18 protein-coding genes and 1 tRNA gene are annotated in these 25,474 nt (G+C 58.1%); 14 read left to right on the forward strand and 5 right to left on the reverse strand.

The features are described from left to right. Position 1: 1 nt before the first annotated feature. Together ACR0FB_RS11145 and tsaD are read right to left on the reverse strand one after the other, a co-directional pair. Complete coding sequence (locus ACR0FB_RS11145; RefSeq protein WP_480620647.1) at positions 2–964, reverse strand: NAD(P)H-dependent glycerol-3-phosphate dehydrogenase; 963 nt, start codon at positions 962–964, stop codon at positions 2–4. After that, complete coding sequence (tsaD, locus tag ACR0FB_RS11150; protein ID WP_480620649.1) at positions 961–2,058, reverse strand: tRNA (adenosine(37)-N6)-threonylcarbamoyltransferase complex transferase subunit TsaD; 1,098 nt, start codon at positions 2,056–2,058, stop codon at positions 961–963. Before tsaD ends, ACR0FB_RS11145 begins: the two co-directional genes overlap by 4 nt. An 86-nt stretch (positions 2,059–2,144) precedes the next feature. On the opposite strand from tsaD, the gene ACR0FB_RS11155 reads away from it, so the two are divergent. The 3 genes from ACR0FB_RS11155 to ACR0FB_RS11165 are packed head-to-tail and all read left to right on the forward strand — an operon-like array spanning position 2,145 to position 5,679. Continuing rightward, on the forward strand, positions 2,145–2,870 hold the full coding sequence (locus ACR0FB_RS11155; protein WP_480491632.1) for a uroporphyrinogen-III synthase: 726 nt from the start codon (positions 2,145–2,147) through the stop codon (positions 2,868–2,870). Positions 2,871–2,924: 54 nt separating this feature from the next. Beyond that, the gene (locus tag ACR0FB_RS11160) at positions 2,925–4,175 is read left to right on the forward strand and encodes a COG4223 family protein (RefSeq protein WP_480620651.1); all 1,251 of its coding nucleotides are present in this window, start codon (positions 2,925–2,927) and stop codon (positions 4,173–4,175) included. 10 nt (positions 4,176–4,185) lie between these two features. Beyond that, positions 4,186–5,679 (forward strand): heme biosynthesis protein HemY, encoded by a 1,494-nt coding sequence (locus ACR0FB_RS11165; RefSeq protein WP_171635285.1) that lies wholly within the window; start codon positions 4,186–4,188, stop codon positions 5,677–5,679. Positions 5,680–5,880: 201 nt separating this feature from the next. Here ACR0FB_RS11165 and ACR0FB_RS11170 read toward each other — a convergent pair whose 3' ends face one another. Next, positions 5,881–7,899, reverse strand: a complete 2,019-nt coding sequence (locus ACR0FB_RS11170; protein WP_480620653.1) for a hypothetical protein — start codon at positions 7,897–7,899, stop codon at positions 5,881–5,883. 97 nt (positions 7,900–7,996) lie between these two features. On the opposite strand from ACR0FB_RS11170, the gene ACR0FB_RS11175 reads away from it, so the two are divergent. Continuing rightward, on the forward strand, positions 7,997–8,959 hold the full coding sequence (locus ACR0FB_RS11175; RefSeq protein ID WP_480894882.1) for a viperin family antiviral radical SAM protein: 963 nt from the start codon (positions 7,997–7,999) through the stop codon (positions 8,957–8,959). 562 nt (positions 8,960–9,521) lie between these two features. Continuing rightward, positions 9,522–10,424, forward strand: a complete 903-nt coding sequence (locus ACR0FB_RS11180; RefSeq protein WP_480620657.1) for a class I SAM-dependent methyltransferase — start codon at positions 9,522–9,524, stop codon at positions 10,422–10,424. Positions 10,425–10,922: 498 nt separating this feature from the next. Here ACR0FB_RS11180 and ACR0FB_RS11185 read toward each other — a convergent pair. Continuing rightward, positions 10,923–11,009: transfer RNA gene (locus ACR0FB_RS11185), tRNA-Leu, on the reverse strand. Between the two features lie 201 nt (positions 11,010–11,210). Between ACR0FB_RS11185 and ACR0FB_RS11190 the strand changes: the two genes are divergently transcribed. Beyond that, positions 11,211–12,194, forward strand: a complete 984-nt coding sequence (locus ACR0FB_RS11190) for a complex I NDUFA9 subunit family protein (protein ID WP_171635274.1) — start codon at positions 11,211–11,213, stop codon at positions 12,192–12,194. Here ACR0FB_RS11190 and ACR0FB_RS11195 read toward each other — a convergent pair whose 3' ends face one another. Continuing rightward, on the reverse strand, positions 12,195–12,998 hold the full coding sequence (locus ACR0FB_RS11195) for an undecaprenyl-diphosphate phosphatase (protein ID WP_171635272.1): 804 nt from the start codon (positions 12,996–12,998) through the stop codon (positions 12,195–12,197). It lies immediately after the preceding gene. Between the two features lie 230 nt (positions 12,999–13,228). On the opposite strand from ACR0FB_RS11195, the gene ACR0FB_RS11200 reads away from it, so the two are divergent. The 8 genes from ACR0FB_RS11200 to ACR0FB_RS11235 all read left to right on the forward strand — a co-directional run bounded on the left by ACR0FB_RS11200 (position 13,229) and on the right by ACR0FB_RS11235 (position 25,436). Beyond that, positions 13,229–14,662: an NAD(P)-dependent oxidoreductase gene (locus tag ACR0FB_RS11200; RefSeq protein WP_480620659.1), complete on the forward strand. Its 1,434-nt coding sequence runs from the start codon at positions 13,229–13,231 to the stop codon at positions 14,660–14,662. A gap of 24 nt (positions 14,663–14,686) precedes the next feature. Next, positions 14,687–15,124 carry a GFA family protein gene (locus ACR0FB_RS11205; RefSeq protein WP_152459664.1) on the forward strand — a complete coding sequence of 146 codons (438 nt, stop codon included), beginning with the start codon at positions 14,687–14,689 and terminating at the stop codon, positions 15,122–15,124. Beyond that, positions 15,121–19,653: a glutamate synthase large subunit gene (gene gltB / locus ACR0FB_RS11210; protein ID WP_171635267.1), complete on the forward strand. Its 4,533-nt coding sequence runs from the start codon at positions 15,121–15,123 to the stop codon at positions 19,651–19,653. Before ACR0FB_RS11205 ends, gltB begins: the two co-directional genes overlap by 4 nt. Before the next feature lie 180 nt (positions 19,654–19,833). After that, a complete protein-coding gene (locus ACR0FB_RS11215; RefSeq protein WP_171723967.1) occupies positions 19,834–20,748 on the forward strand; it encodes a Hint domain-containing protein in 915 nt (304 codons plus the stop codon). A 39-nt stretch (positions 20,749–20,787) separates the two neighbouring features. Then, positions 20,788–21,522 carry a monofunctional biosynthetic peptidoglycan transglycosylase gene (mtgA, locus tag ACR0FB_RS11220; protein ID WP_480620661.1) on the forward strand — a complete coding sequence of 245 codons (735 nt, stop codon included), beginning with the start codon at positions 20,788–20,790 and terminating at the stop codon, positions 21,520–21,522. Between the two features lie 58 nt (positions 21,523–21,580). Beyond that, the gene (gene fzlA, locus ACR0FB_RS11225) at positions 21,581–22,246 is read left to right on the forward strand and encodes an FtsZ-binding protein FzlA (RefSeq protein ID WP_171635778.1); all 666 of its coding nucleotides are present in this window, start codon (positions 21,581–21,583) and stop codon (positions 22,244–22,246) included. A 76-nt stretch (positions 22,247–22,322) separates the two neighbouring features. Then, on the forward strand, positions 22,323–23,360 hold the full coding sequence (gene queG, locus ACR0FB_RS11230) for a tRNA epoxyqueuosine(34) reductase QueG (protein ID WP_171635259.1): 1,038 nt from the start codon (positions 22,323–22,325) through the stop codon (positions 23,358–23,360). 72 nt (positions 23,361–23,432) lie between these two features. Then, complete coding sequence (locus tag ACR0FB_RS11235) at positions 23,433–25,436, forward strand: hydantoinase/oxoprolinase family protein (RefSeq protein ID WP_480620663.1); 2,004 nt, start codon at positions 23,433–23,435, stop codon at positions 25,434–25,436. Positions 25,437–25,474 lie beyond the last annotated feature (38 nt).

The following is a 25,474-nucleotide window of genomic DNA, read 5'->3' on the forward strand; positions in this document are numbered from 1 at the left end:
GTTATTCCTCCTTGAGGGGTCGATTTAGCAGGTTTTGAATGGCTTCGGTGACACTGTAGGCGCCATGGCTCAGGTCCGCCACCGTGGCGCTGATGGGCATATCCAGCCCCTCCCTGGCGGCAATGTCCGACATGGCACGAGCGGTGGCGACGCCTTCAACCGTTGTTTGGCTGTCAAAGGGTCGATTCAGACCCAAACTAAGGCCAAAACGATAGTTTCGGGACAGTTCGGAAGAGCAGGTCAGCACAAGATCCCCCAGTCCGGACAAACCCATCAGGGTGTCTGGGCGCGCGCCGCGCATCGCGGCAAAGCGCTGCATCTCAGCAAACCCGCGGGTCATCAAGGCCGCCCGGGCGCTGTCTCCCAGACCTGCGCCGATGGCGGCACCGCAGCCAATGGCCATGACATTCTTCAGTGCGCCGCCAAGTTCAGCGCCGATCGTGTCTGTGGTGCGATAGAGGCGCAGGTTCGCTGTCGTCAGTTCGGCCTGAAGCGCCTGGCCTAGTTCCGTATCCTCGCAAGCCAGCGTCAAAGCGGTGGGCAGGCCATGTGCAATGTCATCTGCAAAACTGGGCCCGGTCAGCAGCGCGACGCGGGCGTCCGGCACGCCCTCTTTGATGACCGCGACAGGTCCAAGCCCCGAGGTCAGTTCAATTCCCTTGCAGCAGGCCACCAGAGTCTTGCCGCGCAGGGCCGGGGCGTGATCCTGCAAAGCGCTGCGCAATTTCTGCATTGGGACGGCTAACAAAAGCGTGTCAGCCCTGAGCGCCTCGGCGATATCCGCGGTCACGGTGATGCCCTTGGGCAAGGTTATGTTGGGCAGCCGGGTTGCATTTTCGCGCGTCTCGCGTATCTGCTGCGCCTGATCGGCGTTTCTTGACCACAGTGTCACTGGCCCGTTGCCTGCCAGTGAGATAGCCAGAGCAGTGCCAAACGCACCGGAGCCCAGAATGGATACGCTCATGCCTTGGCCCCTTTCTTGCCGCCGCCCAGCATGGCCGGGCTGTGCTGATCCAGAGGCCAGCGAGGGCGGGCGGTCAGGTTTAGCCCGTCCCGCGCGCCGGTACGAAAGCGTTCCAGGCCAGCATAGGCTATCATCGCCGCGTTGTCCGTGCACAACGCCAACGGGGGGGCGGTGAATCTGGTGTTCTTTTCAGCACAAACAGACTCTAATGCAGACCGAATGGCCGAATTCGCGGCAACCCCTCCGGCAACGGCAATCACGGGTTCAGACGGAGAGGTTTCCAGATACAGATCAATCGCTCGCCGGGTCTTTTCGGCCAACGTGTCCACAATCGCCTGCTGGAATCCAGCGCACAGATCTGCGCGGTCCTGGCGCGTCAAGCCACCCTTTTCGTTCACGATCTGGTCGCGCATCCGCATCAAGGCCGTTTTCAATCCCGAAAAGGACAGATCGCAACCGGGTCGGTCCAGAAGCGGCCTGGGAAATCGAAAGCGTTTGGGATCACCGGCGCGCGCCTCGGCTTCGACGGAAGGGCCACCAGGTTGCGGCAGGCCCAGAAGGCGGGCGGTTTTGTCGAAGGCCTCGCCTGGTGCATCGTCGATGGTGCCGCCAAGGCGGGTAAAATGTTCGGGCCCGTGGGCGATCAGGAATTGGCAGTGGCCGCCAGACACCAGAAGCATCAGGTAGGGGAAGGCAATGTTGTCCGTCAGTCGTGGTGTCAACGCGTGACCAGCAAGGTGATTGACACCTACCAGCGGCAGACCGGTTGCCGCACTGATCCCCTTGGCGCACATGACGCCTGACATGACCCCTCCGATCAGACCCGGCCCGGCGGTGACCGCAACGGCGTCCACGTCCTTCAGGGAAAGACCAGCGGTGTCCAGCGCTTGCAGAACGCAGACATCCAGCTTTTCCGCATGCGCCCGGGCCGCGATCTCGGGCACGACGCCACCAAAAGGACTGTGCAGTTCGGTTTGGCCATGCACCACGGATGACAGGATTTCGGCCTTGGCGCCCGTCGTTTGGCGCACGATGGCCGCGGCGGTATCGTCGCAGCTGCTTTCCAATCCCAGTACGGTAAGTGTTTGCACCATCACCCTGATCCGTTGCATCATGATCTAACGGCGGGGTATCACCCTGCGCGGATGCAAACAATCCTGAAGGGCCAAGGGGCCGCACGTTGTATTTGTTGATGACCCGCCCGCGCGCTGCCTCTGAACGGTTCGTCGCGCAGCTGCCGACCCGCACCAAATCCCGGGTTCAGGTCATCTATTCTCCGATCATGGAAATCCGGCCGCTGCCGGTCGAGGTTGAGACCGAGGGTGTGCAGGGATTGATTTTCACGTCGGCCAATGCGGTGAACGCGGCGGCCCTGAAAGGTGTGGACCGCAACCTGCCCGCCTTCTGCGTCGGACCGACAACGACCAGCACAGCGAAGGGTTGCGGCTGGCAGGCCGAAATGGTCGGGGCCACGGCGGAAGAACTGGTGGGACATCTGCTGAAGCGGAGGCCCAAAAGCCCGCTGTTGCATTTGAGGGGTGAGAACACGCGCGGCAATGTTGCCGGTCGACTGACCGAATCCGGCTTGACCGTGGGGGAACTGCCAGTCTACCAGCAATTGCTGTTGCCGCTAACATCCGAAGCGACCCGGGTGGCAGCTCTGGATTCGCCGGTAATCGCACCGCTTTTTTCACCAAGAACGGCGCGACATTTTGCCGATATTTGGACCGGATCCGCGCCTTTGTGGTTGGCCGCAATCAGTCAGGCCACGGCGGATCCCCTTTATTCATTGGACTATGCGCGCCTGAAGATCGCAAAGAAGCCGACACCAAAGAAAATGCGTAAGGCTGTCAAAAAGCTTGTGAAACATGCGTTGCGGGTTGAGGGCGGCGCGGTCCCCGATTAACTTGAGTGGGGCTGTTATTCATCTGAATTTGGATTCGATAAGGGGAATATTGCGGTGGCTGGTAAGAAAAAGTCCGAAGAAAAGCCGGTGGAAACCCCCAAGGCAGATGACGTCGTCGAACCCGAACTGCAACAGGAAGATACACCTGTTGACCCGACTGAGGCCGTAGAAGAAGAACTTTCCGAAGCCGAAGCCGAAGCCGAAGCCGAAGCCGAAGCCGAAGCCGAAGCCGAAGCCGAAGCCGAAGCCGAAGCCGAAGCCGAAGCCGAAGCCGAAGCGTCGACTGAAGATACTGCCCTGGTCGAAGAAAAAGTGGTCGAGCGTGTCGTTGAAAAGCGTGGCGGATTTGTTCCCGCTTTGCTGGGCGGTGCCATCGCTGCCGCCGTCGGGTTTGCGCTGGGCAATGGCGGGTTGTTGTCAACTGGCTCGGACAGCTCGGATACCTTGGCAGCGTTGGAATCCAAACTGGCAGACCAGTCCGACCAAATTGCCAAGCTGTCTCAGGCGCTTGCAAACAGTCCGGATGTTGCTGGTTTGACGGATCAGGTCAAAGCGCTGTCCGACAAATTGACACCCGTGGAAAGTGACCTGAGCGCGATCAATTCCACAGTGGATACGCTGTCAGGCCAGATCGGACCATTGTCAGAGCGCATTGCGACGCTTGAGAAAACCCCGATCGAATCCAGCGTGTCGCCCGAATCCATGGCCGCCTTCGAAGCTGAGCTGAAGAAGCTTCAGGACTCTCTGGCCTCGCAACGGGCCGAGGTTGAAAAAATGGTTTCCGACGCTCAGGCGCTGGAGGCGAAAGCAACAGCCGATGCGCAGGCTGCGGCCAATGCCGCTGTTCTGTCCCGCTTGCATGGGCAACTGGATGCGGGTCAACCCTATTCCGATCTGGTTGCAGAACTGAAAGCAGGCGGTGTGGATGTACCGGATGCCCTGTCCGGGCCGGCTGAGAAGGGTGTTGAAACACTCTCTTCTCTGCGCGATAGTTTCGCGCCTGCGGCCCGAACCGCGCTGGCCCAAGCCCGTGAAGCCGACAAGGGCACCGGCCTGATCGCATTCCTGCAACGTCAAACGGGTGCACGCTCGGTCACGCCACAGGAAGGGGATGGACCAGATGCCATCCTGTCACGGGCACAGGCTGCGCTTGCGGACGGAGACCTGGCCAAAGCCTTGAGCGAACTGAAATCACTTCCCGAAGCGGCACAGGCTGCAATGTCCGATTGGGAACAGGCGGCCAAAACACGGGTCGCCGCCGTCGATGCGGCGAATACACTGGCTTCCAGCCTGAACTCGAACTGAAGGACCTGCCATGCTGTGGTCACTGTTTAAGATCCTCGTTTTTGTTGCGATTATCGGCCTGCTGGCGTTGGGCGGTCACTTCCTGATGCAAACCAGTGGCGGGGTTCAGATCACCGTCGCGGGCACGGAATTCACGCTCGGGCCGCTTCAGTCAGTGATCGCGCTGGCTGTGTTGGTTTTTGCGGTCTGGCTGTTTTTCAAGTTGCTCAGCTTGCTGATCGCAACGCTGAAATTCCTGAACGGTGACGAAACGGCCCTGTCTCGGTATTTTGACCGCAATCGCCAGCAAAAGGGATACCAAGCGCTGGCTGATGGTCTGTTGGCGCTGGCCTCGGGCGAAGGGCGCGTGGCGATGACCAAAGCCAGCAAGGCCGAAAAACTGCTGAACAAGCCCGAGCTTACCGACCTGCTGGTGGCACAGGCCGCCGAGATGACCGGGGACACGAAAAAGGCATCGGACACTTATAAAAAACTGGTGACCAACAGCGCCACCCGTTTCGTTGGCGTGCGCGGGATCATGAAGCAGAAGCTGGCCGAAGGTGATGATGAAACGGCCCGCAAACTGGCCGAGAAGGCCCTGGCGATCAAACCACGTCATGAAGAAACGCAGGACGTGCTGCTGAACCTGCAAACCAAGGCGCAGGATTGGGCCGGTGCACGTTCGACTCTGACGGCCAAGTTGAAGGCCGGGTACTTGCCGCGCGATGTCTTCAAACGGCGTGACGCGGTTTTGGCCTTGTCCGAAGCCAAGGGAATTCTGGACGAAGGTGCGACGGTCGAACAGCAGGAGCGCGCGATTGAAGCCAATCGCCTGTCGCCTGATCTGGTGCCAGCCGCTGCCATGGCGGCCCGCGCGTATATCGCCAAAGGCAAACCCCGGGCCGCAACCAAGATTCTGAAAAAAGCATGGGAGGCTCAGCCGCATCCGGATCTGGCCCATGCCTTTGCCGACATCGTGCCGGATGAAACCCCTGATCAACGGATCAAGCGGTTCACCGCGTTGACCCGGATTCACCCCGAAAACATGGAAACGCGTCTGATATTGGCCGAACTGAACATCGTGGCCGAAGACTTCCCAGAAGCCCGCCGTGCGCTGGGCGATGTGGTCGAAACGCAGGGAGATGCGCGCGCCTATACGTTGATGGCCGCTATCGAACGGGGCGAGGGGGCCTCGGACGCCATTGTGCAAGGCTGGTTGGCCAAAGCGCTGAATGCGCCGCGTGGTCCGCAATGGGTGTGCACCAATTGCCATGATATCCAACCTGAATGGGGACCGGTCTGCCAGAACTGTGGCAGCTTCGACACGCTCAGCTGGCAGACACCACGAACACCCGAAATCGCAAGCGCGACCGGCGTACATATGTTGCCTTTGATCGTTGGTGCGCTCGAAGATCAATCCGAAGAGCCAGAAGTCATGGAGCCCGCGGACGAGGATGATGTGGTCGAAGTGACACCAGAGTCGGCAGAGGTGGCAGACGAAGGCGAGGTTCAAAAGCAGGCCTGAGCCCTGCAACGCCTTTTTTGCAGCCGGCCTGATCCTCCGCATTCCAAGGGGCAGGATGTTGGTGACGGCGTCGGGCCGTCAGGCATTTCTGGGCAAAACACATGATCCGCCACAGCGGTGCCATTGACAGTGTTGGTGCCTCTTCGCCGGTCTTTCGCGGTTTTCGGCCCAGATCCTGACGGTACGTGCATTTGTTCGTAGTCAGCGCCTCTGGCTGCGCTGATTGCGCGCCCTCTTTCGCCGCGTCGTCCCTGCGTAGGGTTGATACAGCTCTTCCCAAAAATGGGTTTCCGCCGTGACAACCACCCACTTGTCCGTTGGCGGGACGTCCACGACTCCGAACATGATCACATCTCTTACCAACCCGCCGTGATTTCGCTGATTGTATGCTGACTTCGTCAATTCCAGCCCAAGCAGGTCAAGTGAGAGAAGGCCGCGTGTCGGGCCGAAGCTTTGTATCCGCGTCAGTTCGATTGCTTCCTTCAAGCATGTTTTTGCCTGGTTCCATTCATTGAGATTAATGTGGTGCCGCGCTTTTTGGTGAAGCCAAACCGGACGCCAGCGGTCCGAAGGGTCAAGCTCTTTCGTCTCACTCAGCAGTTTGTCGACGCGTGCCTTGTCGCCCTTCTGACGAGTCGCTTCAAGCGCGTCCCGGAACCAAACGCCCTCCAGCGCAGTTCCCTTTGCGATTGCCGCGAGTCGGTTCGTCGAGGCGGCCCGGATCACGTCAGGAACGTTCGCATCCTGCGCAAGATTGTTCAGAAACCAAAGGCGCGTTTCCCTTTCTATTTCTTCCACGGCAGCCTGACGATCCAGTCTTTCACAATGCCACTGGTGATCCTGAAATTCGGTCACGACGTTTTTTAATGACTGGTTTTCGCGTTCAAAGATTTTTCTGAACGCGTCGCGATCCCCGGAACCGGGGATGTAAGCCTGTAGTCGATCACCGTCTTGTATCTCGGAAAAGCGTCGGCTCAGGCGTTCACAGATACCTGCGCGTGTTGCATCCGGATACCGGAAATTCGAGGGCAAGATTGTCGCAAGCGCACTCACCATCCAAGGAACGCAAGCCTTCAGTTTGGCCTCGAAATGTTGGTCCTGAGCCCATATTCCCTCCCCAGCCGTGTTGCGATGGGCTTCCAGCGTCAGGTTGTAGACCAGCTTGAAGATGTGGGTCAGTTCCAGAATGCGGTTTTCACGGGGATCGGCGCATGTGGGCTGAACATCCGGGCAAAGCAGTTTGAGAAGGCGCAGGTAACCTTCCTGCATCGCGCGCGCGAACAACAACATTTGGCGAATGGTCTTCATGCTGCGCCGCGCGAAGCGCCGACTTACAAGAAAGGTAAATCTTGCCTTTTCGTCCTCCGGCGGAAGCCCATTCAGGGCGCGGCTCAGGGCGTCTTCTGAAATGTTTAGGTCAAAACGCAACCGTGGGATGGTAAGATTCCGGGCCTGAATGAAATTCCGGGCCGACTGGTAGTTGTATTCCAGATCTTGGCCCGTGTCGTATTCCCAGCATCCGGAAAACGGTAGTCGGGATCCCAAGTTTGGTCCTGTATCCCCGGACTTAGTCAACCTGTCGGGAAATGTGCGTGCGATACTGTCCTGGTCAGGAAGAGCCATGCCTTGTTGCCAGCGATAAAGGGCCCGCGCGATTTTTGCTTTGGGGTCTTTGTCCGGGTTGCAGATTCCATTTTCGATATGATCTTCCGCCAAACGAACAGCGTAGCCCTCAACTGACAGACCGATCAGATCGAAGGCCCAATCCAGAACCTGTTGAACCGGAAGCCGAAGCCTTGATGGGTCTGCAGGATCCGGTTCCGGCAAAAACCAAAACCGCCCGTCCGGCAAACCGTCATCCGAACGGTCGTTGATCATCCAGAATGCGGCCCGTCGGGCAGCGCCCGGCACGTACAGGTGAATCAAAAGCTCCCAGACAATATGTTGGATCGGCGCATCGAATGCCCAAAGCTCCTGCTCGATCCGCCAAAAGGACATTACCACTTCCCAGATATTTTGTTCGGCATCCCGGACTGCGCTCTCATCAAACTCAAGAGCAACGCAGAGCTCTCTACAACTTCTACGGTGCTCTTTTTCGATCTGCTTCATCGAAAGCTCTCGCCGAAGAAGGCGCGTTTTTTCTCGCTTGCCCATTACCGAGCCAAAGAAAGACCGGGACAGTTCGACAAAGATGGCTTCCGGAGGAGGTACAAGTGCCAAGAGAACCCTCATAAACAGTGTAACTGCTTGACAATAAGTATTATTATGAAGGGGGGCAACGCCGGGAAATTGGTTTGCACGTTTTGTGTCAGATATTTTGAAGCGCGCCGGTGGCAGGTTCGAATCATGTAATGAACATGGAGAACCAAACGTGGAAACTTCCCTGAAACACAGCATCGACCAACTGGTCATCAATTGGCACGTCAACGAAGCTTGTAACTACCGGTGCGTGTATTGCTATGCCAAGTGGGAACGACCGTCTTCAGCGCGCGACGTGATCCGCCAGCCGGACAACACAGCCAAATTGCTGCGGTCGCTCTGGGCTTTTTTCGATCCTGCGAATTTGAAGAACCCTTTGAATGGCACTTTGACTTGGCGGCGTGTCCGTCTCAATTTTGCTGGCGGTGAGCCATTGTTGTGTCGCGCTGACCTGATCCGTGCCGTTGAGATGGCCGCCCAAATCGGGTTTGATGTTTCGATCATTACCAACGGCAGCAGGCTTGATGCGGAAACCATGTCTGCCCTGGCGCCGCATCTCGATTGGCTGGGAGTAAGCCTGGATGCAGCTGACATGCGCACGAACAAGGCGATCGGCCGCGAAGATCGCCGCTCTCGGCAGTTGGATCCAGAGGCTTTGAGGGACAGCGTCGCAACGGCACGCTCAAACAACCCTGACCTGAAGCTGAAGATCAATACGGTTGTGAGTTCTCAGAATCACGAGGCGGACTTGACTCGAGTCATTGCGCGACTGTCACCCCACAAGTGGAAGATCCTCCGGGCGCTGCCAATGACAACCACGGCCGGCATGGTGACGGATGAGCAGTTCCGGGCCTTTGTGCACAGGCACCGCTCGTTGACGGACACCATACGCGTTGAAGACAACGCAGACATGCTGAAGTCGTACCTGATGATTGATCCCAAGGGCCGTTTTTTTCAGAACCACAATGATGCCCTGAAGGAAGGGTACCGATACAGCAGACCCATACTGGATGTTGGGCCGGGTGCGGCCTTGGAGTCCGCCGGATTCTCGGCGTTCGGTTTCGCCAACCGTTATCGATGAGCTTTTCGATGCAGAAGTATTGCAGCGTTAAGGACGTAAACAAGGTGATCGGGAAGCTTCCGGAGGCTGACAGGGCCGTCAAACGCGGCCGGGTTCATGGGCGGCAATATGCGCGTTCTGCTTGAGAAATTATCCCGGCAGATAACGGCAGATGTGATGCGTTCCTTATCTTCTCAGCCCGTCAGCGGCGACCAAGCTGCTGAATCTGCGCGCAAATGATGGGTTGGCATTGCCGCCTCAGCAAAGGTGGGTTTGTCCGGTTTCACCGTTTTTCGAACCGGATCAACCTGCCAAAACCGTCAGATGAATGCTTCGAGCCCATGACGGAGGTGCTGTGGCGCCACTTTTGGCCAACACAGAACTCTATCCACTGAAGTCCCGCACCGTCGTGCTGACCACAAAGCGGTTGATCTTTCGGCTCAGGCATTCAACGTGCACCCGCTCGCGCCAAGAGTCTTGGCAAGACCTGGCCCGTCGACTGAAGGCCAGAAACTCAATCAATTGTAATCGCGCATTTCGTATCGTATTCAAAGGGCATCATTCCAGATGCGGGGCAGCCGGTATGAGAGACTTGCATGAAAGCTTCAACGAACTGACCGATGCCGATTGGCTTCAGCTATGGCTGGCTAAAGCTGAAAACAAAGGAGGCGAGCTTGCAAGCGCTCTGCCCGACTTTCCTCCAAATGATATTCAAGTCGAATATGTCGGAAGCGCGCTTTCCAGTGCAATCAGAGAAGCGTATGGTTTTTACGTGCACGCAAAGCAGATGTTTTCAACGCACGGCGAAAACCCGAGCAAGAACGATTGCTTTTTGGATTTCGGATGTGGTTGGGGACGGTATATTCGCCTGTTTTCTAAAGATTATCCAAGTCGATCAGTATTCGCGGCGGATGTAAATGCCAACATCATTGATGAGTGCCGGAAAAGAGATCTGCCGGGCGAGTTCATGCAAATTTCGCCATTGGGCGCGTTTTCGCTGCCCGACGGCAAGATTTCGTCTGCAATGGCGTATTCAGTTTTCACGCATCTGCCAGAGGATGTTCATTTGCATTGGCGTAACGAGCTGGCGCGCGTTACCAAACCCGGCGCTGTACTGGTGATCACGGTCCAGCCGAGGCGGTTCCTGAGATACATTGAAAATCGCGGACGCGAAATATTGGGCCCGAGAATACTTGGAAACAGAATAGGTTTGCTTCGTCACTTCCAACTTGGAAAACGAAGAGGTTCGAACGCTTGGCACAAGCTACTCGCAGAGTCCGCAGACAGGGTGCCCGAGTTTGCCGCGCGTTATGACAGCGGCGAACTGGTCTTCATGGAAGGTACCGATGGCAACAAGACTTACGGCGATGCGATCGTGCCCGTTTCCTATATCGAGGAGAACTGGGCCCCGGACTTCAAAGTTGTTGAGGTCATAGATGACAAATCCAGGTTTGCTCAATCGGTCATCACGCTCAAACGGATTTGAACGCCAAGCAATTCACACAGGTTTTCGATCCGGACAAAGCAGTCAGATCCCGGGTTGCAGCGTTCAACGCGTGCGCAAAAGCAATTACCGAGAAAACAATCTTCGGCGTTGTCCCGCGTTGCAGGCATTCGCCCAGGCCTCCTGACCGGTAAACCGGCTGCTGGTGCGGCAGGACGTTGCCATGCGTTCGACAAATCCCCAGATGACGATAATTCCATTCCCATAGTCCTGAGCCACTTGGTTTCGCCAATGCGAACAAGCCGCCAGCATCAGCCAATTTGAATGGCTTTGGACTTCGCCATGCCGTTCGAATCTAGAGATCGGAAAGTGCCATTGGGGGCATCAAGCTCGTGTTTTTGGGGTAAAGCCCCAACCAAACCCTCACATGTCGTGTTTTTTGCGGGTATCGAGCGTTCCACCACGTTCCGGGCGATAACCGAGAATCGGTAAAACACTCAATGAAATTGAGCGTTTACGGCCATCTATGTTCGGAAGAGATGGTGCCCAGGAGAGGACTCGAACCTCCACGTCCATACGGACACTAGCACCTGAAGCTAGCGCGTCTACCAATTCCGCCACCTGGGCAGGTGTCGTGGAGGGGCGTTTAAGCCTAGTCGCGGGGGGCGTCAACCAGATTCGGTGAGATTTTTTAAAGTTTTTTGAGTTCGGTTCCCGGCCGGTGTTTTTCGCGCATGGTTTTCAACACCGTCGCGGCGAATTAGCGCCTTGTTTGACTGGCCTGCGGGCGCTAGTTCTAGGGCGCAATTTCTCAGCAGGAGCCCTCTCATGTCGAAACTGGTGACGATTTTTGGCGGATCGGGATTTGTCGGTCGCTACATCGCGCGGCGCATGGCGAAAGAGGGGTGGCGTGTCCGGGTGGCTGTACGTCGTCCGAACGAGGCCATGTTCGTCAAACCCTATGGTGCCGTGGGTCAGGTCGAACCGGTGCTGTGCAATATTCGGGATGACGCCTCGGTGGCGCTGGCGATGCAGAGCGCCGATGCGGTTGTGAACTGCGTGGGTGTGCTGAACGAACTTGGCAAGAACGGGTTTGATACCGTGCAGGCCGAAGGAGCTGAACGCATCGCGCGTTTGGCGGCCGAGCAGGGCATCAAGCGGATGGTTCATATCTCGGCCATCGGTGCGGATGCGAATTCAGCCAGCGCGTATTCCCGGACCAAAGCACATGGTGAAGCGAGCGTGTTGAAACATATGCCAGACGCCGTGATCCTGCGTCCTTCGGTGATCTTTGGCACCGAAGACCAGTTCTTCAACCGTTTCGCCGGAATGACCCGCATGGGACCGTTCCTGCCTCTGGTCGGGGCCGACACAAAATTCCAGCCGGTTTACGTAGACGATGTGGCGCAAGCTGCCGTCAAAGGCGTTCTGGGGCAGGCAGAGCCGGGTATTTACGAGCTTGGTGGCCCCGAGGTTAAGACCTTTCGTGCCTTGATGCAGCAGATGCTTGAAGTGATTCACCGTCGCCGCGTCATCATCGGCCTGCCGTTCTTTGCCGCGCGGATTATGGCGGGTGTGCTGGATATCGTTAAATTTGTCAGCTTCCAGCTGTTCCCCAACAACATTCTGACGCGCGATCAGCTTAAGAACCTGCGTTACGACAATGTTGTCGCCGAGGGCGCAAAGTCTTTTGCAGACCTTGGGATCGTGCCGACCACGCTGGAATCGGTGTTGCCGGAATACCTGTGGAAATTCCGCCCCTCGGGTCAGTATGACGACATTCAGAACTCGGCCAAAAACCTGCGTATCTGATCAGCTGTAGGCCATGATCAAAAGTATCACGCCTAGAATGACGCGGTAGATGACGTAGGGTGTGAAACTGATGCTGCGCAGAAGCCGCATCATCAGGCTGAGCGCCAGCAGGGCCGAAAGAAAGGCAAACAGCGCTGCAACGGCCCCATCCCGGGCCAGTTGCATATCGGCGTCGCGCACCACATCCAGTGCCAGCAGTGTGCCCGACGCCAGGATTGTCGGGATCGACATCAACATCGCGATCCGCGCGCCGTCTTCACGGGTATATCCCAATTGCCGCGCGCCGGTTATGGTTATCCCGGAACGGGACGTGCCTGGGATCAGGGCAAGAACCTGCCACAGACCCATGATGAGCGCGTCGCGTATTCCCCAGTTTTCGGCCCCTTTGGTTTCAGGAGCCTTCTGATCCACCCAGTACAGCAGCAGACCGAAACCCAGCATTGTCCATCCGATGACCGTGATCGAGCGCATGGCCTGGCTCAACCCGGTGACATGCAGAATGAGGCCCGCGATCACGGTAGGAACAGTTGCAACGATCAGGCCCAGAGCAAGCCGGGCCTGCGGTGTGTCGCCCCGCCCGGTCAACGCGCGCGGCACACCGGAAAGGGCCTGTTTTACATCCGACCGGAAATACAGCACCACGGCGCCCAGGGTTCCCACATGCACCGCGACATCAATGGCTTGACCCTGGTCCTGCAACCCCGACAGGTTGGGCAGCAGGATCAGGTGACCAGATGAGGATATGGGCAAAAACTCAGTGATTCCCTGAATGATTGCTACGAGAATCAGGTGAAACAAACTCATCTGCCCTGCCGTGCTGCTGCCACGTGTTCTTTGTGGGTTATGGGTATAAGGGCGATGAAAAAAAGGAAAGCGCGCATATAGGTCCGAATCGGATCTAAAATTTCCAATTATTTTCCACTTTTCTTGAAGGCACGCTGCATTTTTTCAATTTAGGTCAGTATAATTGACTTTTCATCCAAAAGCGCATCCCGTAAAGAAACGGAACCTAGCCAATTCATGGAGTCTGACCCGTGGCCAAGCAACCGATGCTGAAATTTGTGCAGATCGACCGCGTCATGCCGGAAAAGCGTGCTGCCAATGACCGCAAGGACGACTTTGACGAGATCTATTCCGAGTTCGCCGCTGAAAAAGCAGCCGAGCAGGCGAGTCGGTGCAGCCAATGCGGTGTTCCTTACTGCCAGTCGCATTGCCCGTTGCACAACAATATTCCCGACTGGTTGCGCCTGACTGCGACCGGACGCCTGGAAGAAGCCTATCAGGTAAGTCAGGCCACCAATACTTTCCCTGAGATCTGCGGGCGCATCTGTCCGCAGGACCGCCTGTGCGAGGGCAACTGCGTGATCGAACAGTCGGGCCATGGAACGGTCACGATTGGTTCGATCGAGAAATACATAACGGATACCGCATGGGAAAAAGGCTGGGTCCAGCCGGTTGCTCCATCGGCCGAACGCGCTGAAAGCGTGGGTATCATTGGTGCAGGCCCTGGTGGATTGGCCGCTGCGGATATGCTGCGCCAGGCTGGTATCCAGGTCACGGTATACGACCGCTATGACCGTGCCGGTGGCCTGCTGATGTATGGCATTCCGGGGTTCAAACTGGAAAAAGACGTTGTTCAGCGCCGCAATGACCTGTTGGCTGATGGTGGGGTCGAGTTTGTTCTGAATTGCGACGTGGATGCGGCCAAGTTCGAAGAAATCCGGGCCAGGCATGATGCCGTTATCATTGCGACCGGTGTCTACAAGTCGCGCGACCTGGCAATGCCGGGCAGCGGTCTGGCCGGGATCGAAAAGGCGATCGACTTCCTGACAGCCTCGAACCGGAAAAGCTTTGGCGACGAGGTCGAAGAATTCGACAACGGTCGCTTGAACGCCGACGGCAAAAAAGTCGTCGTGATTGGCGGCGGTGACACTGCGATGGATTGCGTGCGCACTTCGATCCGTCAGGGCGCGACTTCTGTCAAATGTCTGTATCGCCGGGACCGGGCCAACATGCCGGGGTCACAGCGTGAAACGCAGAATGCCGAAGAAGAAGGCGTGATCTTCGAATGGCTCAGCGCACCCAAAGGGTTCACGGGTGAAGACACCGTCAAAGGTGCTATCGTTCAGAAGATGCGCTTGGGACAGCCAGACGCATCCGGTCGTCAGGCCCCCGAAGTGATTGAAGGCGCGGACTATGTCGAAGACGCCGATCTTGTGATCAAGGCGCTTGGATTCGAACCTGAAGACCTGCCGACGCTGTTCGGACAACCTGATCTGCCAGTCACCCGCTGGGGTACGATCAAGGCGGCGTTCCAAACCGGCGAGACCGAAATGGACGGAGTCTATGCAATCGGTGACATCGTGCGCGGTGCCTCGCTGGTGGTCTGGGCGATCCGGGACGGTCGTGACTGCGCTGATGCGATCATCGAACGCTTCAATGCTAAATCTGCCGTTGCGGCCGAATAATCCCGGCGATCAGGAGGCTTCGAAATGCCTGAATTGCAAGGCCAATGCATGTGTGGCGCAGTTACGGTGACGGCAACTCCGGCGCGGGATGCGCTGGGGGCCTGCCATTGCGACCAGTGCCGGCGCTGGACCAGTTCCATGCTGGTGACGTTTCAAGCCGAAGAAGGCTATGCCGCGCTTGGACCGGTCAAAACTTTCACTTCCTCTGACTGGGCCGAGCGCGCCTTTTGCGCCGATTGCGGCTCGGCGCTTTGGTATCGGATCACGCTCCCGGGCGAGATGCACGGCCAGACGCAAATGGCGGCAGGTCTGTTTGACAACGCCGCAGGCAACCCGCTGAAACTTGAACTTTACATCGACAAAAAGCCCCAGGGCTACGCGTTCGCAGGCGAACGCCGGCAGATGACCAAAGCCGAGGTCGAAGCCATGTACGCCCCCTCTGACGAAGGAGACAGCCAATGACCAAATATGATGCCGATTGGGTGCGGGCCGAAGAAGCCAAGCGCAAATGGATGGCTGAAAATGGTCTCTATTCCGAGGAAGAAGAGCATTCTTCCTGCGGTGTGGGTCTTGTTGTGTCCGTGGATGGGAAAGCGTCGCGCAAGGTCGTTGATGCCGGTATCGACGCGCTCAAGGCGATCTGGCACCGCGGCGCGGTTGATGCTGACGGCAAGACCGGTGATGGCGCGGGCATTCACGTGCAGATTCCGGTCTCGTTTTTCTACGATCAGATCCGGCGCACGGGCCACGAGCCCAAATTGGACGAACTGATCGCTGTTGGTCAGGTTTTCCTGCCGCGCACCGACTTTGGCGCACAGGAACAGTGCCGGACCATCGTGGAAAGCGAAGTTCTGCGCATGGGCTATTACATCTATGGCTGGCGTCACGTGCCGGTCGATGTCACTTGTCTGGGTGAAAAAGCCAACGCCACCCGGCCCGAGATCGAGCAGATCCTGATCTCGAATTCCAAAGGTGTGGACGAAGAGACCTTCGAGCGCGAGCTCTATGTCATTCGTCGCCGTATTGAAAAGGCCGCCTCAGCTGCCGGTATTTCCGGGCTGTACCTGGCGTCGCTGTCGTGCCGTTCGATCATCTACAAGGGCATGATGTTGGCCGAGCAGGTTGCCGTCTTCTATCCCGACCTGATGGACGAACGGTTTGAATCCGCCTTCGCAATCTACCACCAGCGCTATTCCACCAACACTTTCCCGCAATGGTGGCTGGCGCAGCCTTTCCGCATGTTGGCGCATAATGGCGAGATCAACACGCTGAAAGGCAACATCAACTGGATGAAAAGCCACGAGATCCGCATGGCGTCCTCGACGTTTGGGGATTATGCCGAGGATATCAAGCCGATCATCGCCGGAGGATCGTCGGATTCGGCCGCATTGGACTCGGTTTTCGAAGTTCTGGTGCGCGCGGGCCGCTCGGCGCCCATGGCGAAAACCATGCTGGTTCCGGAAAGCTGGTCGAAACAGGCGGTGGAACTGCCGCAGGCCTGGCGCGACATGTATTCCTACTGCAACTCGGTGATGGAGCCGTGGGACGGCCCCGCCGCGCTGGCCATGACGGATGGCCGCTGGGTCTGTGCTGGACTGGACCGCAACGGCCTGCGTCCGATGCGTTACGTCGTGACTGGCGATGGTCTTGTCATTGCGGGATCCGAGGCCGGTATGGTGCCGATTGATGAGTCCACAGTGACCGAAAAAGGCGCGCTGGGCCCCGGTCAGATGCTGGCTGTCGACATGAAAAAGGGCAAGCTGTATCGCGACACCCAGATCAAGAACAAGCTGGCGAGCGCATTGCCGTTTGGCGAGTGGGTCGGCAAGATCAACGATCTGGACGAGGCGCTGGCAGGTGTGACCGAAAAGCCGATATTCTCGGGCGAAGATCTGCGCAAACGCCAGATCGCGGCAGGCTATTCGGTCGAAGAGCTGGAGCAGATTCTTGCGCCCATGGCCGAAGACGGCAAAGAGGCGCTGGCGTCCATGGGTGACGATACGCCCTCGGCGGTTCTGTCCAAGCAATACCGCCCGCTCAGCCATTTCTTCCGGCAGAACTTCAGTCAGGTCACAAACCCGCCGATCGACAGTTTGCGCGAATACCGCGTCATGTCCTTGAAAACCCGGTTCGGAAACCTGAAGAACGTGCTGGATGAGGACAGCAGCCAGACCGAGATCATCGTTCTGGAAAGCCCCTTTGTCGGAAACGCACAATGGAATGAACTGGTTGGGCACCTCAACGCTCCGCTGGCCGAGATCGATTGCAGCTTTGAGCCCGGTCAAGGTGCGCTGAGCGCTGCTTTGGCACGTGTCAGAGCCGAAGCTGAAGAGGCGGTACGGTCTGGCGCCGGGCATCTGGTGCTGACCGACATGAACTCGGGTGAAGATCGGGTGGCGATGCCGATGATCCTTGCCACCAGCGCAGTGCACTCACACCTGACCCGTCAGGGCCTGCGGACGTTCTGTTCCTTGAACGTACGCTCGGCTGAATGTGTCGATCCGCATTACTTTGCGGTTCTGATCGGCTGTGGCGCGACCGTTGTGAACGCCTATCTGGCCGAAGACTCGCTGGCCGATCGTATCGATCGTGGGCTGCTGGACGGTACCCTGACCGAAAATGTCGCGCGCTATCGCGAAGCCATCGACCAGGGCCTGTTGAAGATCATGGCCAAGATGGGGATTTCGGTGATCTCGTCCTATCGCGGCGGTCTGAATTTCGAGGCTGTTGGCCTGAGCCGCGCGATGGTGGCCGAGTATTTCCCGGGTATGACCAGCCGTATTTCCGGCATCGGCGTCAAGGGTATCCAGGCAAAGGCCGAAGAAATCCACGCCAAGGGCTGGAACAGTGGTCTGGACGTGTTGCCGATCGGTGGTTTCTACAAGGCACGGAAATCGGGTGAAACCCACGCGTGGGAAGCGACCTCGATGCATATGATGCAGATGGCGTGCAACAAGGCGTCCTATGAGCTGTGGAAACAGTATTCTGCCAAGATGCAATCGAACCCGCCGATCCATCTGCGCGACCTGATGGATTTCAAACCATTGGGTAAACCGGTGCCGATCGAAGAGGTTGAATCGATCACCTCGATCCGCAAGCGCTTTGTCACGCCGGGCATGTCGCTGGGCGCGCTGTCGCCTGAGGCGCACAAGACGCTGAACGTGGCGATGAACCGGATCGGTGCGAAATCCGACAGTGGTGAAGGGGGTGAAGACCCGGCGCATTTCGTGCCGGAGCCGAATGGTGACAACCCCTCGGCCAAAATCAAGCAGGTGGCCTCGGGCCGGTTTGGTGTGACCGCCGAATATCTGAACCAGTGCGAAGAGCTGGAAATCAAGGTTGCCCAAGGGGCGAAACCGGGCGAGGGCGGTCAGCTGCCGGGCATGAAGGTCACTGACCTGATTGCGCGTCTGCGGCACTCGACCAAGGGCGTTACGCTGATCTCGCCGCCGCCGCATCATGACATCTACTCGATCGAGGATCTGGCTCAGCTGATCTATGACCTGAAACAGATCAACCCGCGCTGCAAGGTGACGGTGAAACTGGTGGCGTCTTCCGGCGTTGGCACGATCGCTGCCGGTGTGGCCAAGGCGAAGGCCGATATCATCCTGATCTCGGGGCACAATGGCGGTACGGGTGCCTCACCCGCGACCAGCATCAAATATGCCGGTCTGCCATGGGAGATGGGCCTGACCGAGGCGCATCAGGTTCTGGCGATGAACAACCTGCGCGACCGGGTGACTCTGCGCACTGATGGCGGCCTGCGTACCGGGCGCGACATCGTCATGGCGGCGATGATGGGGGCCGAGGAATACGGCATCGGCACCGCCGCCCTGATCGCGATGGGCTGTATCATGGTGCGTCAGTGCCAGTCGAACACCTGCCCGGTTGGTGTCTGTACGCAGGACGAATCCCTGCGCGCCAAGTTCACCGGCAACGCCGACAAGGTGGTGAACCTGATCACCTTCTACGCGCAGGAAGTGCGCGAGCTGCTGGCCAGCCTTGGCGCGCGTTCCGTGGATGAAATCATCGGTCGGGCCGATCTGCTGGCGCAGGTTAGCCGGGGTTCGGCGCATTTGGACGATCTGGATCTCAACCCGCTGCTGATCACCGTCGATGGTGCGCATAACATCGTGTACAATCGCGACAAGGATCGGAACGCCGTGCCCGACACGCTGGATGCCGAGATCGTGCGCGATGCGGCGCGGTTCCTGAAGGATGGCGAGAAGATGCAGTTGTCATATGCCATCCAGAACACGCACCGCACCGTCGGAACCCGCATTTCCAGCCACATTGTGCAGAATTTTGGCATGCGGAACACGTTCCAGGATGACCACCTGCACGTGAAACTTCAGGGTTCGGCCGGTCAGTCCTTGGGGGCTTTCGCGGCTCCGGGTCTGAAGCTGGAAGTGTCGGGGGATGCCAATGACTATGTTGGCAAGGGCCTGTCTGGCGGCACGATCGTTGTGCGCCCGCCGCAGGTCAGCCCGCTGAAGGCGGACGACAACACGATCATCGGCAACACGGTTCTCTACGGTGCAACTGACGGCCATCTGTTCGCGGCTGGCCGCGCGGGTGAACGATTTGCCGTGCGCAACTCGGGTGCCAAAGTTGTGGTTGAAGGATGTGGCTCGAACGGGTGTGAGTACATGACCGGCGGCGTGGCCGTGATACTTGGTGACATCGGGGCCAATTTCGGTGCCGGGATGACCGGTGGCATGGCATATCTGTATGATCCCGAAGGCAAGGCCGAAGCGTTGATGAACAAGGAAACGCTTGTGACCTGCCCGGTCACCGTGGACCATTGGGTGGATCAATTGAAAGCCCTGATCACGCGTCACGCCGAGGAGACCTACAGCCGCAAGGCCGCGGATATTCTCCAGCATTGGGACGTGGAAAAGGGCAACTTCCTACAGGTTTGTCCCAAAGAAATGCTCAACAAACTCAGCCACCCGCTGAGCGAAGAAGTCACGGCAGTTCCGGCCGAGTAAGCCTAAATTCCATCAAAATACTGGACCCGCGTGCCATCTACAGCACGCGGGGCCCTGATTATTGTGAGGTTTCAGTGGAATTCTTGCCTGCTCTCCCGAATTTCGCCATGCTTTTTTCACCTTGTAGTGTTAGCCATGGCCTGTTTCGGTTTCTAATGGTGACAGAGTAGGGGCAACAGGATGCCAACGACATATCGCGATCAGTTCTTCACCTTTGATCCTGCAAGCCCGCCACCAGCGGGGACGGCCGTCGCGGTCAGCAATTTCACCCTGACTGATGCGAATGATGACAATCTTATTGACGCACCCAGTGGTGACACGGTCAACGGGCAAGACGTTACAAATTCCTGGCCAGGCGATACTGTAACGATCAACGTGTCAGGCGTTGGGAACGTGACCTATACAGGAACCACTTTCTACCTGGCCGATGGGTCTCGGGCTTTCACCCCCACAGACGGCCAGGTGCTGCAGCCCGGAACGCTGGTGTCGACCACTTTTGTTAACACGTCAGGCCCGCTGAATGTCGGTAACCTTGGGCCGCCGTGCTTTACGGCCGGGACCATGATCGCCACACCGGAAGGTGAGCGCGCGGTTGAGGATTTGAAGGTTGGTGATCTGGTCATCACGGTGGATCACGGACCACAACCCTTGATCTGGGTTGGGTGTACAACCGTCGCAGCCGAAGGCAAACTGGCTCCAATCCGTTTCGATGCCGGGGTGTTCGGTCTGGATCGCCCCTTGCTGGTTTCACCGCAGCACCGGATGCTGATCGAAGACTGGCAGGCGTCCTATCTGTTCGGCCATACCGAAGCGCTGGTTCCGGCGCATACTTTGGTCAACGATGACACCGTGACACGGGTCGAGGGCGGTGAGGTTGAATATTTCCATCTGTTGTTCAAACAGCATGAGATCGTTTTCGCCAACGGAGCGAAAAGCGAAAGCTATTATCCCGGGCACGCGTTGTCGGCTTCGGATCGCGAAACACAAAGCGAAGTGCTGCACTTGTTTCCCGAGTTGACCGGGCTTGATCCGATGTCGCTGAAAACCGCGCGCCCGATCGTTCATCCGCGCGAGGCGCGCGCTTTCGCGATTTAGGCCGTTTCAAACCGGAACCTTGCGTCGTATAGCTGAGACATGGCGAAGAAAGCAGCCCGCAAATCCGGCGGAAAAAAACGCAAGGCATCCAGAAAGAAGGAACCAGTGGCGCGGCAGATTCGCCGCTGGGCAACGCGAGCGGTCATGGCGGTTCTGGGCCTCGTGGTTGCTCTGGTCCTGATTTATTCGGTGGTGAACCCTCCTGTCACCCACACCATCTGGTCGGAATGGCGCCGGCTGGGAAAGGTTGAACGCGAATGGGTTCCGATCGAAGACATGGCACCGATCATGGCAAGATCAGTTGTTGCAGCCGAGGACGCAAATTTCTGCCTGCATTGGGGCTTTGACGTCGAAGCCATCCGCGATGCGCTTGAGGATGGCGGCAATCGTGGTGCCTCGACCATCACGCAACAGGTGGTGAAGAATGTGTTCCTCTGGCAGGGTCGCAGCTGGGTGCGCAAGGCTTTGGAAACCTCGATCACGCCGGTGGTTGAAATATTCTGGAGCAAACAGCGTATTCTTGAGGTGTATCTGAATGTCGCCGAAACCGGAAATGGCGTATTCGGGGTCGAAGCTGCGGCGAAACGCTATTTCAACACCAGCGCGGCAAAGCTGACTTCGGTTCAAGCGGCGCGGATTGCGGCAATCCTGCCGTCCCCGCGCAACCGATCGGTCACGGATCCGACTGCGCGCACCCGCAGACGGGCGGCTTCGATCCTCGATGGGGCGGCCACCATCCGCGCAGATGGTCGCGCAGATTGTTTCGAGGATTGAAACCCGCTATCTGCCAAGGCTAAATCTGTCGGGTATTCACTGGTTCGAATGGAAGTTCATGGCGCGTCTGTTTCACGTTCCCCTCTCTCCGTATTGTCGTAAGGTCCGTCTGTCGCTGGCGGAGAAGAAGATCGAAGTTGAGCTGGTAGAAGAGCGATACTGGGAACAGGATCCTGATTTTCTGCGGCGCAACCCGGCGGGAAAAGTGCCCGTATTGCGTCTGGACGGGCAGATCATGTCGGAAAGCGCGGCTATCTGCGAATACATCGAAGAAACCCGCCCAGAGCCACCTTTGATGCCGAAAACCCCCGAAGCCAGATTCGAAGTAAGACGCCTTGTCGGGTGGTTCGACGACAAATTTCACCACGAGGTGACATCGAAGCTGTTGTATGAGCGAGTGAACAAAAAGGTGACAGGACAGGGGTATCCGGACAGCAAGAATGTCAAACAGGGTGCCAAGGCGATCAAATACCATCTGGATTACATGGCGTGGCTGCTGGATCACCGCCGTTGGTTGGCGGGGGATCAGATGACATTGGCGGATTTTGCGGCCGCGGCACATCTGTCTTCGCTGGATTACATCTCGGACGTGGACTGGAACCGCAGCCAGGTGGTCAAGGACTGGTATGCCAAGATCAAGTCTCGACCGGCATTTCGGTCAATACTGGCGGATCAGGTGCCAGGGTTCCGACCGCCGCCCCATTACGCTGATCTGGATTTCTGATAGGGTGCGCGATGGGGGGCTGTCTGCCCCCCATCGCGCCATGGGCGCGATTCCTCCCGAGGATATTTTTGGCCAGATGAAGAGCGGATCGGATCTTAAGGAAAAGCTGGTGCAACAAGCCCAGGCAGAGGGGTTTGTTGCCTGTCGCGTGTGCCGTCCTTGGGATGTTCCACAGGTGCCGAAACGATTGCGGGCCTATCTGGACGCCGGGTACCACGGGCAAATGGGATGGATGGCCGAGCGCACGCATTGGCGTGGCGATCCTGCCGCCCTTTGGCCCGCGGCGCAATCGGTGGTCATGTTGGCCGAAAGCTATACGCCGGAACATGACCCGACGGAGATCTTGAATCACCCGGATCGTGGTGCAATTTCCGTCTATGCGCAGAACAAGGACTATCATGATCTTGTCAAGAAGCGGCTGAAGCGGTTGGCGCGATGGCTGATTGCCGAAGCCGGAGGCGAGGTGAAAGTATTTGTCGATACCGCGCCAGTTCCCGAGAAGGCGCTGGGATATGCCGCCGGATTGGGGTGGCAGGGCAAGCACACCAATCTTGTAAGCCGCGAATGGGGAAATTGGGCCTTTATAGGGTCTGTTTTCACTACTCTGGACCTGCCGACAGACAATTCAGAGATCGATCATTGCGGGTCGTGCCGCGCCTGTCTGGACAGCTGCCCGACCGATGCGTTTCCGGCCCCGTATCAACTGGATGCACGGCGGTGCATTTCATATCTGACCATTGAACATAAGGGCCCGGTGGACCATGAGCTGCGCGGTAAGTTGGGCAATCGGATCTATGGCTGCGACGATTGTCTGGCGGCCTGTCCATGGAACAAGTTTGCCGTCGCAGCGAGCGATATGCGCTATGCCGCCCGTGACGATCTGAAAGCGCCCGGCTTGGAAGAACTGGCGGCGCTGGACGATGCCGCTTTTCGCGCAAAGTTTTCGGGCTCGCCGATCAAACGTATCGGCCGGGACCGGTTCGTGCGCAATGTTCTGTATGCCATTGGAAACTCGGGACAGCCAAAACTGAAAACAGTGGCTCAGCGTCTGTTGGAGGACCCGGATGAGACCGTGGCAGAGGCGGCGCGCTGGGCGGTGGAACAACTGTCATAATTGCCGCAAACAGGCTGGACGTGTCGTGCATAACCGCTAAACCCATCCACAGCGAACAGACAGGAGGACCCGATGACGTTGTCTTTGGGGGTAGATACGGGCGGGACCTATACCGACGCGGTGTTGATCAGGGATGAGAAAGAGGTCATCGCCTCGGCCAAGTCGCTGACCACTCGGGAGGATCTGGCGATTGGTGTGGGCAAGGCGATCTCGTCTGTGCTGGCAGAGGCGCAGGTCACACCGGATCAGATCTCGATGGCGTCATTGTCGACGACGCTGGCCACGAATGCTCTGGTCGAGGGGCAGGGTGGCCGTGTCGCGTTGATCTATATCGGGTTCAAGGACAGTGATCTTGAAAAACACGGGCTGAAAGAGGCGCTGAAGGGCGATCCGGCCCTGGTGATTGCCGGTGGGCATACCCATTCCGGTGGGCAAGCTGCCGCTTTGGATGTCGCAGCGCTTGAGGCCTTTTTGGATTCGCATAAGGGAATTTCCGGATTCGCGGTTGCTGCTCAGTTCGCCACCCGCAACCCGGTGCATGAGTTGGAAGCGGCGCGCATAATCTCGGAAAGGACCGGGGCGCCGGTGACCTGTTCGCATCACTTGTCCGCCAAGCTCAATGGTCCGAAACGCGCGGTGACGGCTGTGCTGAATGCGCGGCTGATCGGGATGATCGACCGATTGATCGGGCGTGCACAGGATCAACTGCATGCGCTGGGAATTTCGGCGCCGATGATGGTGGTGCGCGGCGATGGCGCCCTGATGAGCGCGGAACAGGCCCGGGAACGGCCGATCGAGACTATTCTGAGCGGGCCTGCGGCTTCTATCGTCGGGGCGCGATGGCTTACCGGAGCGGACAATGCGCTGGTCTCGGACATCGGGGGAACGACCACTGATGTGGCGCTTATCCGGGACGGAAAGCCCGCGATCGATCCGGCCGGGGCGCAGGTAGGTGGGTTTCGCACCATGGTCGAAGCCGTGGCGATGCGAACCCACGGTCTGGGCGGTGACAGCCAGGTGCATGTTGTGGCCGAAGGGTTGCGGGGCGGTGTGTTCCTGGGCCCGCGTCGCGTGTTGCCCGTTTCGCTGATCGCGTCAGAAGCGCCCGACGTTGTGCATTCAGTACTGGATGAACAATTGCGGGCCACGACTGTGGGCGAGCATGATACGCGTTTTGCCCGCCGCGTGCCCGGCATCCATGCCGAAGGAGTCGGTGCGCGGGAAGAAAGCCTGCTGGAGAGGCTGGGAGATCGCGTTCTGCCCCTGAGCGCCTTGCTGCGGTCGCGGATGGAGAACGGGGCGCTGATGCGCCTGGTCGATCGCGGAATCATCCAGGTGTCTGGGGTTACGCCATCTGATGCCAGCCACGTGTTGGGGCGGGTTCGTGCCTGGGATGTCGATGCGGCGCGCAAGGCATTGGAACTGATGGCACGCAAACGGGTCGGGTCAGGGGATATGTTGGCAAACTCTCCCGAAGCGTTGGCACAGATGATCGTGGATCAATTGACGGAACAGACCAGTTTGACCTTGTTAGAGGCTGCTTTTGACGAAGAGCAGGTTGGTTTTGGTCTGCCTTCGCAAGACTTGGCGTGTCATGTGCTGACACAGCGCGGGTTGGCACAACACCGTGGGTTGCTGTCGCTGAGCGCTGCTTTGAATGTGGATGTGGTTGGCCTTGGGGCGTCGGCCCCCAGCTATTACCCTGCGGTGGGTGAACGGCTGCACTGCCGAATGATCTTGCCGGAACATGCGGGCGTGGCCAATGCGATTGGTGCTGTCGTGGGGCGGCTGACCCTGCGTCGCTCGGGCACGGTCACATCCCCGGCGGAAGGGCGATATCGTGTGCATCTGGAGGATGGCCCGAAGGACTTCGCCGCGTCAGAGGACGCCTTGGCCCTGTTGGAAAAGGTTTTGATGTCCGAAGCAGAGGGCGCAGTACGAGAAGCCGGCGCAGAAGACATTCGCGTGATCGTGGATCGTGACATCAAAACCGCGCGAGTCGAGGCAAAGGACGTTTTTGTCGAGGCCCTGATCACGGTCGAGGCAAGCGGGCGCCCGAGGGTGGCCGCAGGCTAGCCCCCCTGAAAGCTTCAGAGGGGCCGGGCAGGTGGTGC

This window comes from Ruegeria sp. P10 (assembly GCF_056534925.1).